This is a genomic window from Amycolatopsis anabasis, assembly GCF_009765355.1.
Taxonomy (GTDB): domain Bacteria; phylum Actinomycetota; class Actinomycetes; order Mycobacteriales; family Pseudonocardiaceae; genus Amycolatopsis; species Amycolatopsis anabasis.
In genome coordinates, this window is record NZ_VTHK01000016.1 from 102,328 (window position 1) to 118,868 (window position 16,541).

Here is a 16,541-nt window from a genome sequence, read left to right on the forward strand (position 1 = left end):
GGCGCGCAGGTATCGGCCGTTCGCGGCACGAGCGCGTCACCGCCGGTACGGTTCCAGGCATGATCGGGTTACCTGAGGGGATCACCGCCTGCCTGTTCGATCTCGACGGCGTGCTCACCGGAACGGCCGCCGTGCACCGCGAGGCGTGGAAGCAGACCTTCGACGCCTTCCTGCGCGAACGGGACGGCGCGGACTTCCAGCCGTTCACCGACCACGACTACGCCGCCTACGTCGACGGCCGCCCCCGCGCCGACGGGGTGCGCGAGTTCCTCCGCTCGCGCGCGATCGAACTGCCCGAGGGCACGCCGGACGATCCGGCCGACGCGCACACCGTGCACGGCGTCGGCAACCGCAAGAACGACCTGCTGCTGCGGCTGCTGGACGAGCGCGGGGTGAGCCCCTACCCCGGTTCGGTGCGGTACCTGGAAGCCGCGCGCGACGCCGGGATCGCCATCGGCGTGGTGACCTCCTCGGCCAACGGCGAGGCCGTCCTGGACGCGGCGGACCTGTCCCGGTTCGTGGCCGCGCGGATCGACGGCGTGGTGATCACCGAGCGGAAGCTGCGCGGGAAACCGGCGCCGGACTCGTTCCTCGCGGGGGCCGAGGCGCTCGGGGTCGCCCCGGGCCGGGCGGCGGTCTTCGAGGACGCGCTCGCGGGCGTGCAGGCCGGGAAGGACGGCGGATTCGGTTACGTGGTCGGGGTGAACCGCGCCGATCAGGCCGACGAGCTGCGCGCCCACGGCGCCGACGTGGTGGTCGACGATCTCGCCGAACTGCTGGAGGGACGGGCGTGAACCAGACCGGACGGGGCTACGAACGCGCCCCCTGGGAACTGCGCTGGCGCGGGCTGGCCATCGACGAGCTGCAGCGCACCGAATCGACCTTCGCGCTGTCCAACGGGCACATCGGCATCCGCGGCACGCTGGAAGAGGGCGAGCCGCGCGGGCTGCCCGGCACCTACCTCAACGGTTTCTACGAGGAACACGAACTTCCTTACGCCGAGGCGGGTTACGGCTATCCCGAGGCCGGGCAGACCGTGGTCAACGTGACCGACGGCAAGATCATCCGGCTGCTGGTCGAGGACGAACCGCTGGACATGCGGTACGGCCACGCCATCGCGCACGACCGGGTGCTGGACTTCCGCGCCGGGACGCTGACCCGCACCACGGAATGGGCGTCGCCGACCGGCCGCCGGGTGCGGGTGCGGACCCAGCGGCTGGTGTCGTTCACCCAGCGCGCGGTCGTCGCGATCCGGTACGAGGTGGAGCCGCTGGACGACGACCTGCAACTCGTCGTGCAGTCCGATCTGCTGGCGAACGAGCCGATCGAGTCCGACACCAGCGATCCCCGCGTGGCCGCGGCGCTGAAGTCCCCGCTGGTCTCCGAGTTCGCCTCCGCCGAGGGCTACGGCGCGGTGCTGGTGCACCAGACCCACAATTCGAAGCTCCGGATGGCCGCGGCGATGGAGCACCAGCTCGAGGTCTCCGACGGGCTGCGGACCCGGATCGCCGCGGAGGGCGATCTGGCCCGGCTGACCGCGGCCGTCGACGTGCCGCGGGGGGAACGGCTGCGGCTGACCAAGTACCTCGGCTACGGCTGGTCGGCGAAGCGTTCGGTGCCCGCGCTGCGCGCGCAGGTCGAGGCGGCGCTCGCGGGCGCCATCCAGACCGGCTGGCACGGGCTGCTCGCCGAGCAGCGCCGGTTCCTCGACGAGTTCTGGGACACCGCAGACATCATCATCGACGGCGATCCGGAGTTGCAGCAGGCGACCCGGTTCGCGCTGTTCCACGTGCTGCAGGCCGGGGCGCGCGGCGAGAGCCGGGCCATCCCCGGCAAGGGGCTGACCGGGCCGGGCTACGACGGGCACGCCTTCTGGGACAGCGAATCGTTCGTGCTGCCGGTGCTCACCTACACCATGCCGGACGCGGCCCGGGACGCCCTGCGGTGGCGCCAGTCGACCATCTCCAAGGCGCGGGACCGCGCGGAACAGCTCGGGCTGCGCGGGGCGGCGTTCCCGTGGCGGTCGATCAACGGCGCGGAGTGCTCGGCGTACTGGCCGGCCGGAACCGCCGCGTTCCACGTGTCCGCGGACATCGCCGACGCCACCGCGCGGTACGTCGCGGCGACCGGGGACACCGAGTTCGACCAGGGCTGCGGCGCCGAACTGCTCATCGAGACCGCCCGCCTGTGGGCCTCGCTCGGCCACCACGACCGGCACGGCGGGTTCCGCATCGACGGGGTCACCGGGCCGGACGAGTACTCCGCGGTCGCGGACAACAACGTCTACACGAACCTGATGGCGCAACGGAATCTGCGCGAGGCGATCGCCGCCTGCGAACGCCACCCCCGGGTCGCCGCGGGTTTCGGTGTGACCGAGGCGGAGCTCGCCGACTGGCGCCGGGCCGCCGACGGCATGCTCGTCCCCTACGACGAGGAGCTCGGCGTGCACCCGCAGTCCGAGGGGTTCACCGAGCACCCCGACTGGGATTTCGCGGGCACCGCGGCGAAGAACTACCCGCTGCTGCTGAACTACCCGTACTTCGACCTCTACCGCAAGCAGGTGATCAAACAGGCCGATCTGGTGCTCGCACTGCACCTGCGCGGCGACGCGTTCACCGCCGAGGAAAAGGCCCGCGACTTCGCCTACTACGAGGCCCGGACGGTCCGCGATTCCTCCTTGTCGGCGTGTACCCAGGCGGTGGTCGCGGCCGAGGTCGGGCACCTGGACCTGGCCTACGACTACTTCGCCGAGGCGGCGCTGACCGATCTGCACGACGTGCACAACAACGTCCGCAACGGCCTGCACATGGCTTCCCTGGCCGGGGCGTGGATCGCGGTGGTCGCCGGCTTCGGCGGCATGCGCGATCACGGGGGCGTGCTCTCGTTCGCGCCCCGGCTGCCCCCGGCGCTGGACCGGATCGGGTTCCGGATGTGCTTCCGCGGCACCCGGTTCGCGGTGGACATCCGCGAGAACGAGGTGACCTACCGCCTGGTGGCCGGGGAACCGCTGGAGCTCACCCACCACGGCGAGCGGTTCACCGTCGGCGAACACGCCGTGGTGCTGCCGATTCCGCCGCTCGAGACGGGTCCCGCACCGGTTCAACCGCCCGGCCGGGAACCGTCGCGGCGGAACCCGGCGCGGATCAGCACCGACGCAGGCGTCGCGGCCGAGCGGCGTCAGTCGGGCGGTTCGCCGACGGCCTGAGACGACTCGTCGTCCCCGAGGAGCGACTCGATGTCCTGGTCCAGGCGACCGGAATCCTCCCGGTCCGGCGGCTCCACGTCGTCGCGGTTGGCCGGCTCGTCGACGTCCTTGGTCCGGCCGATGTCGATGTCCGGATGCTTGAGGTCGGGAAAGTCCGGGGACAGCGGGGGTTCGGGGTTGCGGCGGTGCTGCGGTGAGGTCATGTGACCGGCTTACCCGGTTTTGCCAGATCGTCAACCCGGGTCACGCCGCCTCCCAGGACGGCGTGCCGCCGGGAACCGCGCCGTCCAACAGGGTCAGCAGCAACCCGTCCCGGGTGGACCACGGGCAGATGGCCACCTTCCCGGCGCTGACGGTCAGCAGCGCCTCGGCCACGATCGCCCCGGCCAGCGCCTGGCGCGCCCGGCACCGCGAGATGCCGGGCAGTTCGGCCCGCCGCGCGGCCGGGAGTTTGGCCAATCTCGGGATCCACTTGCGCAGATCCGCCAGGTGCAGTTCGGAGGCGACGCCCCGGCGGTGCCCGGCCAGCCGGGCCAGCTGCTGGAACACCTTGGAGCACCCGACCGGCAGCGAGTCGCGCAGCAGCGGCCCCACATCGGCGAGCGCGGCCTCCGCTCGCGCCAACGCGTGCGCGCGCAGGGCGTCGACGCGGTCGCGGTCGGCGGGCCCGCCGTCCAGCCAGCCCCGGGTCATCTCCCGCGCGCCGAGGCGCAGCGACCGGGCGAATTCGGCCTGCTCGCCGCACCCCCCGGCGAGTTCGACCGTGCCCCCGCCGATGTCGAGCACCAGCAGCGGCCCCGCCGCGGCGCCGTACCACCGCCGGGCGGCCAGGAACGCCAGTTCGGCTTCCCGGTACCCGGGCAGGAACCGCAGCCAGGTGCCGGTCGACCGGGCGACCTCGGCGACCACCTCGCGCGCGTTCGCCGCGTCCCGGATGGACGAGGTGGCCAGCGGGTAGACGTCCTCGACCCCGTGTTCGGCGGCGATCCGATCGGCTTCGGCCACGGCGGCGACGATCGACGCGATGCCCGCCGCGCCGATCCGGCCCTTGTGGTCGAGCGCGCGGTCGAGGCGGAGGCGGGTCTTGTGCGTCAGCACCGGATCCCGTGGTGACCCGTGGCGGCCGACCACCACGAGATGCGCGCTGAACGAACCCACGTCCAGCACTCCGACCGTCGAATCCACCCCGCCGACAGACACGCAAGCACCTCCGCCTTCTGCTCCGAAAACCCCTGCCGGAAATTTCCCGCTGCGTCCGATTTCAAACGCATCGCGGGTCCGGCGTCGACATCCCCAGCTCCTTTTTGGCGAGTTTCTGATGGTCTCACTCGAACCGTTCGTCGGAGGATAACGAACACCTACCCCATACGGGTGATAGTTTCGCCACCTACTCCAGTAGTGGTAACGCTCAGTCCCTACCTCGGCGATCACCAGGTAACGGGCCGGGGAGGAGTCACGGCCGTGCACGAAGCGGGTGGACGTGACCCAACAATTCGATCGCCGCGGTGACCTGGGGAGGCTCGGCGCCGCTACCGCCGCCGTCGTGGTGGCCCTGGCCGGAGCGCTCGTTGGCGTGGCCTTGCTGAAGTCACCGAGCGTGACGGCCTCCGCCACGGCGAATCTACCGGTTCCTCAGCCGCTGGCCACCAAGGCCGGGATCACCGGCAGCCCGGGAGCGGGCGGTGTGCTGGCCGCCTCGACTCCGGAATCGCTGGAAATTCCCTCGATCGGAGTCAACGCCCGGCCGCTGGTCGAACTCGGCCGGACGCCGACGGGCGCCATGGAGGTGCCCGGGGACGCCCGGGCCGCGGGCTGGTTCACCACGAACCCCACGCCCGGGGAGCCCGGCGCCGCGGTGATCTCCGGGCACGTGCGCTACGGCCACGCCCGCGCGGTGTTCTACCGGCTGCGCGAACTCCGCCCCGGGGACCCGATCACCGTGCGCCGCCAGGACGGCACCGCGCTGGTGTTCACCGTCTACCGGACCGAGACCCATCCGAGCCCGAACCTCCCGGCCGACGTCCTCGCCCCGAACGCCACCACGACCCCGGAACTCCGCCTCACCACCAGCTCCAGCCTGTTCGGCGGCACCGCCGACGAAGCCGACGCCCTGGTCGTCTCCGCCCGCCTCACCCCCGCCGACTGACCCCGAGTTCCACACTCGGCAAGCGAGTTACACGTTCAGGCACGCGAGTCGCACACTCGCGCACGCGAATCCTCAGTCGATGAGTTCGCGGAGACCGCGCACGGCGGCGACGCGACCTTCGCGGCCCGAGGCGAGCGGGGTCACCTGCAGGGTCGTCACCCCGGCCTCGGCGAACGCGGCGAGCCGCTCCTTCACGTAACCCGCCGGGCCGACCAGCGAGATCGAGCGCAGCAGGTCCAGCGGCACCGCGGCCGCCGCCTCCTCCTTCTTCCCGTCCAGGTACAGGTCCTGGATCAGCTTCGCCTCGGCCTCGTACCCGTAGCGGCAGGCGAGGTCGTTGTAGAAGTTCTTGCCGCGCGCCCCCATCCCGCCGACGTAGAGCGCGACCATCGGGCGGACCCAGTCGAGCAACTGCTCGACGTCCTCGCCGATGGCCAGCGCCGCCCCGACCACGGTGTCCAGCTCACCGAGCGCGGGGTCGCGCTTCGCCTTGCCCTCCGCCAGCGGGCCGCCCCAGACCTCGGCGGCCTTCTCCGGGTGGAAGAAGATCGGCTCCCAGCCCTCGGCGATCTCCGCGGTGAGCGCGACGTTCTTCGGCCCGATCGCCGCGAGCATGATCGGGATCCGCTCGCGCACCGGGTGGTTGATCAGCTTGAGCGGTTTCCCGAGCCCGGTGCCCTGGTCGGCGGGCAGCGGGATCTGGTAGTGGCGGCCCTCGTGCACCACGCGCTCACGCCGCCACACCTGGCGGCAGATCTCCACGACCTCGCGGGTCCGGGCCAGCGGCGCGTCGTACCGCACCCCGTGGAAGCCCTCGATCACCTGCGGGCCCGAGGCGCCCATGCCGAGGGTGAACCGGCCGTTCGAAACGAAGTCCAGCCCGGCGGCGGTCATCGCGGTCAGGGTCGGCGTGCGGGTGTAGATCTGGAAGATCCCGGACGCGATCTCGACCCGTTCGGTCTTCGCCGCGAGATACCCGAGCTGGCTCACCGCGTCGAACGAGTACGCCTCGGGGACGAAGGCGATGTCCAGGCCGACCCGTTCGAGCTCGACGATGTCCGCCACGCTCTCGGCGAAGCCCCCGGCATAGCTGATCTGGGTGCCGATCCTCATCGATGCGCCTCTTTCCCTTCTGAGCGACCGCTTAGTCGAGCACCCTACCGGCCGCTCCCGGGAAACCCCTCGAGGTGTGACCGGTCAGGCGATCCCCCGCCACTCCGACCGCTCCAGCATCTCGTCCCAGCCGGGCGCCTTCGCCTCCGGCACCCGCTGGCCGGCCAGTTCGGCGGCGAACGTGCCCGGCGCGGCCTTGCTCGGCTTCGCCAGCGCCTGGTCGACGACCGCCTGGGAGAGCGCGGCCTCGATGCCGAGCCGCGGGTACGCCGCGTGCACCGCCTCGGCGTACCCCGGCGGCAGCGCGCCGGTGCCCAGCCCGGCGACGTCGAGGTACGTCCCGGACTGCATCAGCGCGATCTCCGGGCGCTTCCGGTTCGGGATGCCCGGGATCGTGTGCAGCGCGATCGCGTCCCAGACCACGTCCGCGCGTTCCTGGTCGATCCCGCGTTCGAGCAGGAAGCGCACCGCCAGGTCCGCGCCGTCCACCTCGAACCGCTCGCTGCCGTTGCCCTCCTCGGTCAGCCCGACGTCGTGCAGCACCGCGCCGAGGAACAGCAGTTCGTCGTCGTAGTCGACGCCCGGGCGCAGGCCCGCCCGCTCGCCCTGCGCGCGGCCGAAGAAGTAGGCCCGGATGCTGTGGTTGGCCAGCACCGGGGTCTCGATGCGCCGCACGAACTCCCAGGCCGCGTGGCTCAGCTCGGTGTCCGGGACGACCAAACCGTTTTCGGGCATGCTGAATACACCTTTCTGCAAGGGAAAACAACCGTCCTATGTGGACGGAGTCAGGCTGAGCGCGCCGGTGAAGCGGTCGAGCGGAAGCGGGCGCGGTAGCTGCCCGGGGCCACGCCGAGCAGCCGGAGGAACGCGCGGCGCATGGTTTCCGGGCTGCCGAAACCCGCGCGGCGCGCGATCGGCTCGAGGCCGTCATCGCCCGCCTCGAGCAGGGTCTGCGCCGTCTGCACGCGGACCTGTTCGACGTAACTGGCCACGGTGGTGCCGAGCTTGTCGGAGAACAGCCGGTTGAGGTGGCGCACGCTGACCGACGCGCGTCGGGCCAGCGCGGTCACGCTGTGATCGGCCGCCGGATCCAGCACCACCGCGTCGGTGGCCACGCGGAGCGCGGGGTGCTGCGGCGCGGGCAGCCGGGTCCACATGCTGAACTGCGACTGCCCGCCGGGCCGCTGCAGGAAGACCACCAGCCCCTTGGCCACCTCCCGGGCGAGTTCGGCGCCGTAGTCGTCCTCGACGAACGCGAGCACCAGGTCGATCCCGGTGGTGACCCCGGCCGAGGTCGCCACCCGGCCGTCCCGGACGAAGATCGCGTCGGAGACGACGGTCGTCCGCGGGAACCGCCGCCCGAGCACGTGGCACCACTGCCAGTGCGTGGTCGCCTTCCGCCCGTCGAGCAGGCCCGCCTCGGCGAGCAGGAGCGCGCCGACGCACACCGAAGCCACCCGGCGGGTCCGCGGGGCGAGCCGCCGGACCTCGGCCGCGAGCGCGCTGCCGCCCGGCGCCGCGCCCACGGTCGCCGCGCCCCCGGTCACCACGAGCGTGTCGATCGGGCCGCTCAGCTCCTCGACCGCGAGATCCGGGGCCATCCGCAGCCCGTTCGCGGCGCGGATCGGCACGCCCCCGGGCGAAGCCGTCCGGACCCGGTACCGGGCGCCGGCCATCTTCGCCCCCATGAACACGTCCATCGGCCCGGCCACGTCGAGCGCGACGACCCCGTCCTCGAACAGGACCACGACATCCCGGTGATCGGTCAGTTCTTGCCCCACACCTCCAGCCTGCCCGGCCGGCGCGATGTCCACAATGACCGGCAACCCTCGATTTCGGCCATCAGTGCCGCGCCACCCAGTCCGCGACGACCGTGTCCAGCACCGAGAGCGGCAGCACGCCGTTGCCGAGCACCACGTCGTGGAAGTCGCGGATGTCGAACCGCTCCCCCAGCGCCTCCTCCGCGGCGGCCCGGATCCGCTGGATCTCCAACCGGCCCACCATGTAGGACAACGCCTGCCCGGGCCAGTCGGCGTACCGGTCGATCTCGCGCTCGATCTCCAGCGGCGCCATCGGGGTGTGCTCGCGCAGGAAGTCCACCGCCCGCTGCCGGCTCCAGCCCAGGGCGTGCAGTCCGGTGTCCACCACGAGACGCCCGGCCCGCATGGAATCCTGGGTCAGCAAGCCGAAGCGGGCCACGTCACCGGAATACAGCCTCATCTCGTCGGCGAGCCGCTCGGCGTAGAGGCCCCAGCCTTCCAGGTAGGAGTTGATGTCCGCGATCCTCCGCAGCAGCGGGAGTTCGCTCAGCCCGAGCGCGGTGGAGAGCTGGAAGTGGTGTCCCGGCACGGCTTCGTGGAACGCGATCGCCTCCGCGGTGTGCCGGAACCGTTCCCCGGCGGCGAAGGTGTTGGCGAAGTAGATCCCGGGGCGCGAACCGTCGAGCGCGGGCTCGAGGTAGTAGGCGATCGTGCCGCCTTCCGCGTCGGCTTCGGGCACCGGCTGGACCTCGCACGCCTGCTCGGGCACGGACCGGAACCAGCGCGGCGCCTCCGCTTCCGCACGCGTGATGGTCGCGCGGGCGGCGGCGAGCAGTTCCTCGCCGTCCGACCAGCGCAGCTCCGGATCGGTCCGGAGGCGGTGGAAGATCTCCGCCAACTCGGTCGTGCCGAACACCCGGCCGCCGAGTTCGCGGTACTCGCCGGCCAGCTGCTCGATCAGCGCCAGGCCGGTCTCGTGCAGATCGCGGGCGGTGCGGTCGGTCGTGGTGTGCACGCGGATCAGCTTGGCGTAGCGTTCCTCGCCGTCGGGCAGCCAGCACAGGCCCGCCTGGTCCGCCGGACGGCCGCGTGGTTTCGCCTCGCTGGCGAGGAAATCCCGGTACCGCGCATACGCCGGGCGGACCACCTCGGCGAGCAACCGGTCGCGTTCCGGCGCGAATCCCGCGGTTTCGGCGCCGACGCGCAACGGGCTGGTGTCCGATTCGGACAGAAAGCGGTCCACGAACGCGATACCCGCGTCCACCAGGAATTCCGGCGGCGCGACGCCGTTCTCGAGTGCGGCGCGCTGACGCCGCGCGACCGTGTCCAAATAGGATGGAAAGGCGGCGAGCCGGGCGAGGTACCCGCGTGCCTTCTCCGCGTCGTTCAGGGTGAGCTGGGGCAGCAGGAGCAGCGGTTGCAGCGCCGGGGCGCCGAAGGCGTCGCTGACCGAGATCTCGCACACGGCCGAGTCGATCCGATCGACGACCGCCTTCGCCTGCTGGACCACCACGTCCCGGGTCACCCGGTCCTGCTCGGAAAGCGCGTCCCGGTCGATCGCCTCGGCCCGGGCCGCCACGTCCAGGCAGGCCGCCCTGGTCCGCTGTTCGGCTTCCTCGCTCAGGTCGGCCAGCCGGTCGTGCTCCGCGGGCAGCCCGAGCACGGAAGGCCGCACCGGATCGGCGGCGAACAGGATGCCGGTGAGTTCCTCGGCCAGTTCGATGGGTGTGCTCACGCCGAAGCCTCCTGACCCGCCGCCCACTCGGTGACCACGCCGTCGAGCACGGACAGCGGCAGGGCGCCGCCGCCGAGGACGACGTCGTGGAAGTCGCGGACGTCGAACCGGCTGTCCAGGATCTCCTCCGCCCGCGCCCGGATGCGCTGGATCTCCAAGCGGCCCACCATGTACGACAACGCCTGCCCGGGATAGGAGATGTAGCGGTCGATCTCGGATTCGATCTCCACCCGCGGCATCGGGGTGTGCTCGCGCAGGTAGTCCACGGCCTGCCGGCGGCTCCAGCCCTTCGCGTGCAACCCGGTGTCGACGACCAGGCGCCCGGCGCGCATCGAGTCCATGGTCAGCATGCCGAGCAGGGACACGTCGTCGGAGTACAGCCCCATCTCGTGCGCGAGCCGTTCGGAGTACAGGCCCCAGCCTTCGCTGTAGGCGTTGAAATCGCCGATCCGGCGCAACAGCGGGAGATCGTCCAGGCCCAGTGCGGTGGACAACTGGAAGTGGTGGCCCGGAATGGCCTCGTGGAACGCGGTCACCTCGGCCGTGTGCCGGAACCGTTCGGTGACCTCGTAGGTATTCGCGAAGTAGGTGCCCGGCCGCTTGCCGTCGGCCGAGGGCCACAGGTAGTACGCGGCCGGTCCGCCGGGCGCCTCGGCCTCCGGCACCGGCTCGACGACCCACGGTTGCGGCGGGATCCGGCCGAACCAGCGCGGCGCGGCCTCCTCGGCCCGCGTGATCGCGGCGCGCGCCCCGGCCAGCAGTTCGTCCGCGTTCTTCCAGCGCAGCGCGGGATCGGTGCGCAGCCGGTCGAAGATCTCCGGCAGTTCGGCGGTGCCGAACACCCGCGCCCCGATCTCGGCGTACTCGCGGGCCAGCCCGTCGATCAGTTCCAGGCCGGTCTCGTGCAGTTCCTCCGGGGTGCGCTCGGTGGTCGTGTGCGTGCGCGCCAGCAGGGTGTAGATCCGTTCACCGTCGGGCAGCCAGCACACGCCGGGGCGGTCCTCCGGCCGGCCGTGCGGCTCGATCTCGGCGGCGAGCGCGTCCTGGTAGGCCGCGAACCCGGGCCGGACGACCTCGTCCAGCAGGGCCGCGCGGCGGGCGGTGAAGTCGTCGTCCGGCATGGGCTGGCGGATCAGCGGATCGGCGGACGGGTTCGCGAGATACCGGTCGAGGTGCTCGATCGCGGCACGCACGAGCCGGGCGACCGGCACCCGCCCGGCCGCGACCCCGGCGCGATGCCGGTCCAGCGCCTGCCGGAGGTAGGCCGGGATCGCCGCGAGCCGGTCGAGCTGGACCGCACCCTGTTCGGCGCCGGTCACCGTGATCCTCGGCAGCACGGTCAGCAGGCCCACCGCGGGTGCGACGAAGAGGTCGCTGACGGTGAATTCGACGGCGTGGCTGTCCAACCGGTCGAGGTGGCCCTGGAGCTGGCTCAGCAGAACCTCGCGGGTGGTCCGGTCTTCGCCGGTCAGCCCGGCCGGATCGAGGGCGCGGGCCCGGGCGGCGAGCGCGGTGAGCTTCGCGCGGTGGTCCCGCTCCGCGTCCTCGCTCAGGTCGCCGAGGCCGGGCCGCAGCGGGTCGATGCCGAGAATGGCGGGCCACAGCGGCTCGGCGTCGAACATCAGGTCAACCAGCTCGTCGGCGAGCACGACGACTTCGGTCATGGTCCGTCCCAGTGATCAAGTGAGTGTTGTCACCGAGCCTAGAGCCGGTGCCGGGTTTTGGGTGTGAAGAACCGGGGCGGGGTGCGCACGTGTGGTGGCGCGAGGCGGTAGCGTTGCCTGCCGTGGCCGTGACCGATCCCGTGGATGCCCGCCTGCTCGCCGCGCTGGCCGAGCTGGGCAAGGCGGCCGTTCACGAACTCGCGGCGAAGGTCGGCATGGATCCGCGCGAGGTCGCCTACCGGCTGGTGGGCCTGTCCGGCAGCGGCCTGCCGTTGCTGGTCGGGGTGGAAAGCGATCCGCACGGGCTGCGCGCCGCGCTCGCGGGCACCGGCGCGTGGGCCACGCACAACCCCGGCGGCCCGGTGCGGGGCGCGCCGTCGGGCGCCTACCCGGTCCAGGGCACGCCGTCCGGTCCGTATCCCGTGCAGGGCACGCCCTCGGGGCGGTATCCGATGCAGCAGCAGGGTGCGCACCCGGTCGCGGGGACGCCGTCGGGCCGCTACCCCGGGCCGCCGCCCAACGGCGGCGCCCCGCCGCGCCCGCCGCGGCGGCCCGCTCCACCGCCACCACCGCCCCCGGCCCCGGTGCCGTCCGACCCGGTGATGAACACCTGGGGCCCGCCGCAGAGTTCGTCCTGGGCGCGCGGCGACCAGGCGCCCAAACCGCCCGCCGCGCCGGGACAGCGCGCCGGTAAGACCGGCGACGTCCTGGCGACCGAGGGGCTGGAGGGCGAGCAGCTCACACTGCAACTGCTCGAGGTGCAGGACCCGGCGGACTTCCTGTTCAGCGCCGCCGGATACCGGCTCGACGACGGCGAACGCGCGGTCGTGGTGCACACCGAGATCACCAACCGCGGGAACGTCCCGTTCGTGTCGCTACCGGACAACTACCTCGAGCTGCTCACCGACCAGGGCCAGGCCGTGGGCAAGGCCCCGGTGTCCCTGTCCTCCCGCCCGCCGCACCGCATCGGCGTGCAGCCGGGCGAGACCGCGGGCGGGCACACGGTCTACGTGTTGCCGGAGGCGACCCGGGTGGTCTCGGTCCGGTGGAGCCCCCGCCCCGAACCGGACGAACGTTCCCTCACCTGGTCCATCGAGGACTGATCCCGGGCCCCGAGGTGTCATGAGGGGACCCCTCCTGACGATTTTTGTCCGGAGGGGTCCCCTCATGGAAGTTGGGCAGGGGTCAGGATTCGGCGCGGAGGATGTCCAGGGCGCGCGCCAGGTCTTCGGGGTACTCGGCTTCGAACTCGACCCAGCGCCCGTCGGCCGGGTGGGCGAAGCCGAGGGTGCGGGCGTGCAGCCACTGCCGGGTCAGGCCGAGTTTGCGGGCGAGCACCGGATCGGCGCCGTAGGTCAGGTCGCCGACGCACGGGTGGCGCAGCGCCGCGAAGTGCACCCGGATCTGGTGCGTGCGCCCGGTTTCCAGTTTGATCTCGGCCAGCGAGGCCGCCCGGAACGCCTCGACCACCTCGTAGTGCGTGATGCTCGGCCGCCCACCGGCGACCACCGCGAACTTGTAGTCGTGCCGGGGATGCCGGTCGATCGGCGCGTCGATCGTGCCCCGGGTCGGATCCGGGTGGCCCTGGACGATCGCGTGGTAGCCCTTGTCCACCGTGCGTTCCTTGAACGCCCGCTTGAGCACCGTGTAGGCGTGCTCGCTCTTGGCCACCACCATCACACCGGTGGTGCCCGCGTCCAGCCGGTGGACCACGCCCTGCCGCTCGGCCGCCCCCGAGGTGGCGATGCGCAGCCCGGCGGCGGCGAGCGCGCCGACCACGGTCGGGCCGGTCCAGCCGGGGCTGGGGTGCACGGCCACGCCGACCGGTTTGGCGATCACCACGATGTCGTCGTCGTCGTGCAGGATCCGCATGCCCTCGACCGGCTCGGCGATCACCTCGACCGGATTGCCCGGCTCGGGCAGCGTCACCTCGAGCAGCCCGCCCGCGGCCAGCCGGTCGGATTTGCCCGCCGGTCTGCCGTCCAGCAGCACCTCCCCCGCCTCGGCGAGTTCGGCGACCGCGGTCCGCGACAGCCCCAGCAGTTTGGCCAGGCCCGCGTCCACGCGCATCCCGTCCAGCCCGTCCGGAACGGGCAGCATCCGCGCGGTCACGCCGCCTCCTTCTTCGCGCCCCGGGCCGAGCTGCCGTCGTAGTCCTTGCCGAGCAGGGAAAGCAGCACGATCAACACCCCGCCCACGCAGATGGACGAGTCGGCGACGTTGAACACCGGCCACACGTCCCCGTTCGGGGCGAACACCGAGATGAAGTCGACGACATGGCCGCGCAGGACACCGGGCGCGCGGAAGAGCCGGTCGATCAGGTTCCCGAACGCCCCGGCCAGCACGAACCCGAGGCCGATCGCCCAGCCTGCCGACCGCAGGCGACCGGCCAGCCAGATGATCGCGCAGACCACGACGATCGCGACGATCGCGAGCAGCCAGGTCATCCCGGTGGCCATGCCGAACGCCGCGCCCGGATTGCGCACCAGCTGCAGGTAGACCGCCCCGCCGAGGATCCGGACCGGCTCCTGTCCCTCCAAATTGGACACGACCAGGACCTTGGTGACCAGATCGAGGGCGAACCCGAGGACCGCGACGGAGAAGACCAGGCCGATCCGGCGCTTGGGCGGCGCGGCCTCGGCGGGGCCCGGGGTGGTCTCGGGTTGCGATCCTGGCTCGGTGCTCACCGCGCCATTGTCCACTGCGGGTTCAGGCGGGCTCCCCGGTGGGCCGCCGGACCACCACGAACGCGGCGATCACCCCGGCGAACACGATCGCCGCGGACAGCGCGAGCCCGAAGACGCCGCGGGCGAAGAGGACCCCGGACAGCAGGAACGCGCCCGCGACCACGGCGAGCAGGATGCTGCGTTCCAGCCGGGCGAGCACGAGCAGCCCGGTGGTGATCAGCAGCGTGTCGATCCGGTCGGGCAGGAGCGCGGCGAGGGCGAGGAAAGCCGCCGCGGGCACCAGGACCGCGCAGGCGATCCGGGCCGCCCGCCCACCGGGCCCGAGCCGGAAGAACGACCAGGCCCCGGCGCACAGGCCGAGCCCGACCAGCGGGCCGCCGACGGTGACCGCGACCTCCGGGCCGTCCCCGGCGGCGCGGGCGATCCCGCCGAGGACGAACCCCAGCACGATGGCGCCGAGGCCGCCGAGGACCACGGTGATGAGCCGTCCCCGGGACAGCCCGGCGCCCGCGCGGCGCATCCGGACCGCGTACCACGCCACGGTCGCCAGGAACAGGACCAGGATGGCGACCGGCCAGAAGTCGCGTCCGGAAACCGCGAATCCGAGACCCGCTGGATCCACGAAGAACTCCGGCACGATCACGTTCGACGAGCCCTGGACCGCGAACGTCGTCGCCATCATCTCCGAGCGCGGGGTATACGCGAACCAGCCGAAGCCCGGTTCCGGCCGCAGGGCCAGCAGCGCGAGCAAGCCGAAACCGAGCAGTGCCAACGGAAACCAGAATTCGCTCCGGTCTCCGGGAACCAGACCTCTCCTGCCGTTCTCACCCATTCGAGTGAGGGTAGTGGGTGCTCGGCCCGCCCGTCAGGCGGACAGGAAAGGCGGCAGTTCGCGCGGGTCGGGGCTCGGCGCCCAGCGGCCGCCGTCGTCGTGGTAGGTCCACCGGGGCCCGCGGGCGACGATCTGGCGCAGGGCGAGCACGAGCCGGTCGACGTGCTCGGCGGTGGTGCCCAGGCCGAGGCTCACCCGCAGCGCTTGCCTGCCCTCCGCACCGGTGTCGCCGATCAACCGCCGGGTGGCGATGTGCGCGCAGAACGCGCCGTCGCGCACCCCGATGCCGTATTCGGCCGACAGCACCGCGGCCAGCCAGCCGGGCTGGAACCCGTCGAGCACGAAACTCACCGTGCCCACCCGGTCGACCTCCGCGTCGAAGAGCCGGAGTTCGCTGAGTCCGGGCACCGCCGCCAGGCCACGGCGGAGCCGGGCCAGCAGCGCGGATTCGTGCGCCTCGACGGCATCGGCGTGCTCGGCGAAGGTCCGGCAGGCCACCCCCAGCGCGTAGACGCCGACCGTGTTCGGCGAACCGGCCTCGTGCCGTTCCGGTCCGGAATTCCACACCACGCTCTGCTCGGTGACCAGCTTGCTGGCGCCGCCCCCGGCCAGGTAGGGATCGGCGGCGCGCAGCCAGTCGGCCCGGCCGATCAGCGCGCCCGCGCCGAACGGCGCGTACAGCTTGTGCCCGGACAGGGCCACGTAGTCCACGTCCAGTGCGCGCAGCGAGATCCGGCGGTGCGGCGCGAGTTGCGCGGCGTCCAGGGCGATCCGGGCGCCGTGGCGGCGCGCCACCGCGGCGATCTCGGCCACCGGCAGGAGTTCCCCGGTGACGTTGGACGCCCCGGTGAGCACGACCAGCCGGGGCCCCTCGGCGCAGCCCGCGAGCGCACTGTCCACAGCGGACACCGCGGCGAGCCGGGTGCGCGGCGTCGGAATCCGGTGCACGCGGGCGCCCTTCCAGGGCAGCAGGGCCGCGTGGTGCTCGGTGTCGAACACGACGACCGAGGTGTTCCGCGGAACGGCGCGGGCCAGCAGGTTGAACGAATCGGTGGTGTTGCGGGTGAACACCACGGTGTCCCCGGTCCGGGCGCCGACGAACCGGCGCAGCACGTCCCGGGTGCCCTCGTAGACCTTTGTGGACACTTGGGAGGCGAAACCCGCGCCCCGGTGAACGCTGGCGTACCAGGGCAGGAACTCGTCGACCGCGCGCCGGACCGCGTCCAGGCAGGGCGCGCTGGCGGCGTGGTCGAGGTTGGCGTAGCCGATCCGCTCGCCGGTCACCAGCGGCACTTCCAGCCCGGCCCCGGCGACGGCCGGAATCCCTTTCGGGACAACGGATTCAGCGGTGCGGGATTCGAGAGCGAGTGTCATCGGGAGCCTCCTCGGCGGTCCGGGG

General features: G+C 72.3%; 15 protein-coding genes. 4 read left to right on the forward strand and 11 right to left on the reverse strand.

Features of this window, described 5'->3' with window-relative positions; genetic code table 11:
* The first annotated feature begins 59 nt into the window (after positions 1-59).
* Together FXO23_RS21935 and FXO23_RS21940 are read left to right on the forward strand one after the other, a co-directional pair.
* Positions 60-794: an HAD family hydrolase gene (locus FXO23_RS21935; protein ID WP_158887259.1), complete on the forward strand. Its 735-nt coding sequence runs from the start codon at positions 60-62 to the stop codon at positions 792-794.
* Positions 791-3,205, forward strand: coding sequence for a glycoside hydrolase family 65 protein (locus FXO23_RS21940; protein WP_158887260.1), 2,415 nt, complete (start codon positions 791-793; stop codon positions 3,203-3,205). The genes FXO23_RS21935 and FXO23_RS21940 overlap by 4 nt, the downstream gene beginning before the upstream one ends.
* Here the strand turns inward: FXO23_RS21940 and FXO23_RS21945 are convergent.
* Positions 3,178-3,408, reverse strand: coding sequence for a hypothetical protein (locus FXO23_RS21945; RefSeq protein ID WP_158887261.1), 231 nt, complete (start codon positions 3,406-3,408; stop codon positions 3,178-3,180). The two genes, FXO23_RS21940 and FXO23_RS21945, sit on opposite strands and share 28 nt — an antisense overlap.
* Positions 3,409-3,448: 40 nt before the next feature.
* The gene (locus FXO23_RS21950) at positions 3,449-4,405 is read right to left on the reverse strand and encodes a Ppx/GppA phosphatase family protein (RefSeq protein WP_158887262.1); all 957 of its coding nucleotides are present in this window, start codon (positions 4,403-4,405) and stop codon (positions 3,449-3,451) included.
* A 280-nt stretch (positions 4,406-4,685) separates the two neighbouring features.
* On the opposite strand from FXO23_RS21950, the gene FXO23_RS21955 reads away from it, so the two are divergent.
* Positions 4,686-5,351 (forward strand): sortase domain-containing protein, encoded by a 666-nt coding sequence (locus tag FXO23_RS21955; RefSeq protein ID WP_158887263.1) that lies wholly within the window; start codon positions 4,686-4,688, stop codon positions 5,349-5,351.
* Positions 5,352-5,423: 72 nt separating this feature from the next.
* On the opposite strand, the gene FXO23_RS21960 is transcribed toward FXO23_RS21955, so the two are convergent.
* The 5 genes from FXO23_RS21960 to FXO23_RS21980 form a co-directional block, all read right to left on the reverse strand.
* Positions 5,424-6,464: an LLM class F420-dependent oxidoreductase gene (locus FXO23_RS21960; protein WP_158887264.1), complete on the reverse strand. Its 1,041-nt coding sequence runs from the start codon at positions 6,462-6,464 to the stop codon at positions 5,424-5,426.
* Positions 6,465-6,548: 84 nt separating this feature from the next.
* Positions 6,549-7,199 carry an HD domain-containing protein gene (locus FXO23_RS21965; RefSeq protein ID WP_158887265.1) on the reverse strand — a complete coding sequence of 217 codons (651 nt, stop codon included), beginning with the start codon at positions 7,197-7,199 and terminating at the stop codon, positions 6,549-6,551.
* A gap of 50 nt (positions 7,200-7,249) precedes the next feature.
* Positions 7,250-8,245 (reverse strand): GlxA family transcriptional regulator, encoded by a 996-nt coding sequence (locus FXO23_RS21970; protein ID WP_246257655.1) that lies wholly within the window; start codon positions 8,243-8,245, stop codon positions 7,250-7,252.
* 61 nt (positions 8,246-8,306) lie between these two features.
* Entirely contained in the window at positions 8,307-9,959 is a 1,653-nt protein-coding gene (locus FXO23_RS21975; RefSeq protein ID WP_158887266.1) for a DUF885 domain-containing protein, read from the reverse strand.
* The gene (locus FXO23_RS21980; protein ID WP_158887267.1) at positions 9,956-11,623 is read right to left on the reverse strand and encodes a DUF885 domain-containing protein; all 1,668 of its coding nucleotides are present in this window, start codon (positions 11,621-11,623) and stop codon (positions 9,956-9,958) included. Before FXO23_RS21980 ends, FXO23_RS21975 begins: the two co-directional genes overlap by 4 nt.
* 122 nt (positions 11,624-11,745) lie before the next feature.
* Here FXO23_RS21980 and FXO23_RS21985 point away from each other — a divergent pair, with 122 nt between their 5' ends.
* Positions 11,746-12,726 (forward strand): AsnC family transcriptional regulator, encoded by a 981-nt coding sequence (locus FXO23_RS21985; RefSeq protein ID WP_158887268.1) that lies wholly within the window; start codon positions 11,746-11,748, stop codon positions 12,724-12,726.
* 82 nt (positions 12,727-12,808) lie between these two features.
* Here the strand turns inward: FXO23_RS21985 and FXO23_RS21990 are convergent, their stop codons facing one another.
* The 4 genes from FXO23_RS21990 to FXO23_RS22005 all read right to left on the reverse strand — a co-directional run bounded on the left by FXO23_RS21990 (position 12,809) and on the right by FXO23_RS22005 (position 16,516).
* Entirely contained in the window at positions 12,809-13,735 is a 927-nt protein-coding gene (locus FXO23_RS21990) for an RluA family pseudouridine synthase (RefSeq protein WP_158887269.1), read from the reverse strand.
* On the reverse strand, positions 13,732-14,310 hold the full coding sequence (lspA, locus tag FXO23_RS21995; protein WP_158887270.1) for a signal peptidase II: 579 nt from the start codon (positions 14,308-14,310) through the stop codon (positions 13,732-13,734). The genes FXO23_RS21990 and lspA overlap by 4 nt, the downstream gene beginning before the upstream one ends.
* Positions 14,311-14,332: 22 nt before the next feature.
* Entirely contained in the window at positions 14,333-15,082 is a 750-nt protein-coding gene (locus tag FXO23_RS22000; protein WP_158887271.1) for a hypothetical protein, read from the reverse strand.
* A 93-nt stretch (positions 15,083-15,175) separates the two neighbouring features.
* Positions 15,176-16,516, reverse strand: a complete 1,341-nt coding sequence (locus tag FXO23_RS22005) for an aminotransferase class V-fold PLP-dependent enzyme (protein ID WP_158887272.1) — start codon at positions 16,514-16,516, stop codon at positions 15,176-15,178.
* Between the last annotated feature and the right edge of the window lie 25 nt (positions 16,517-16,541).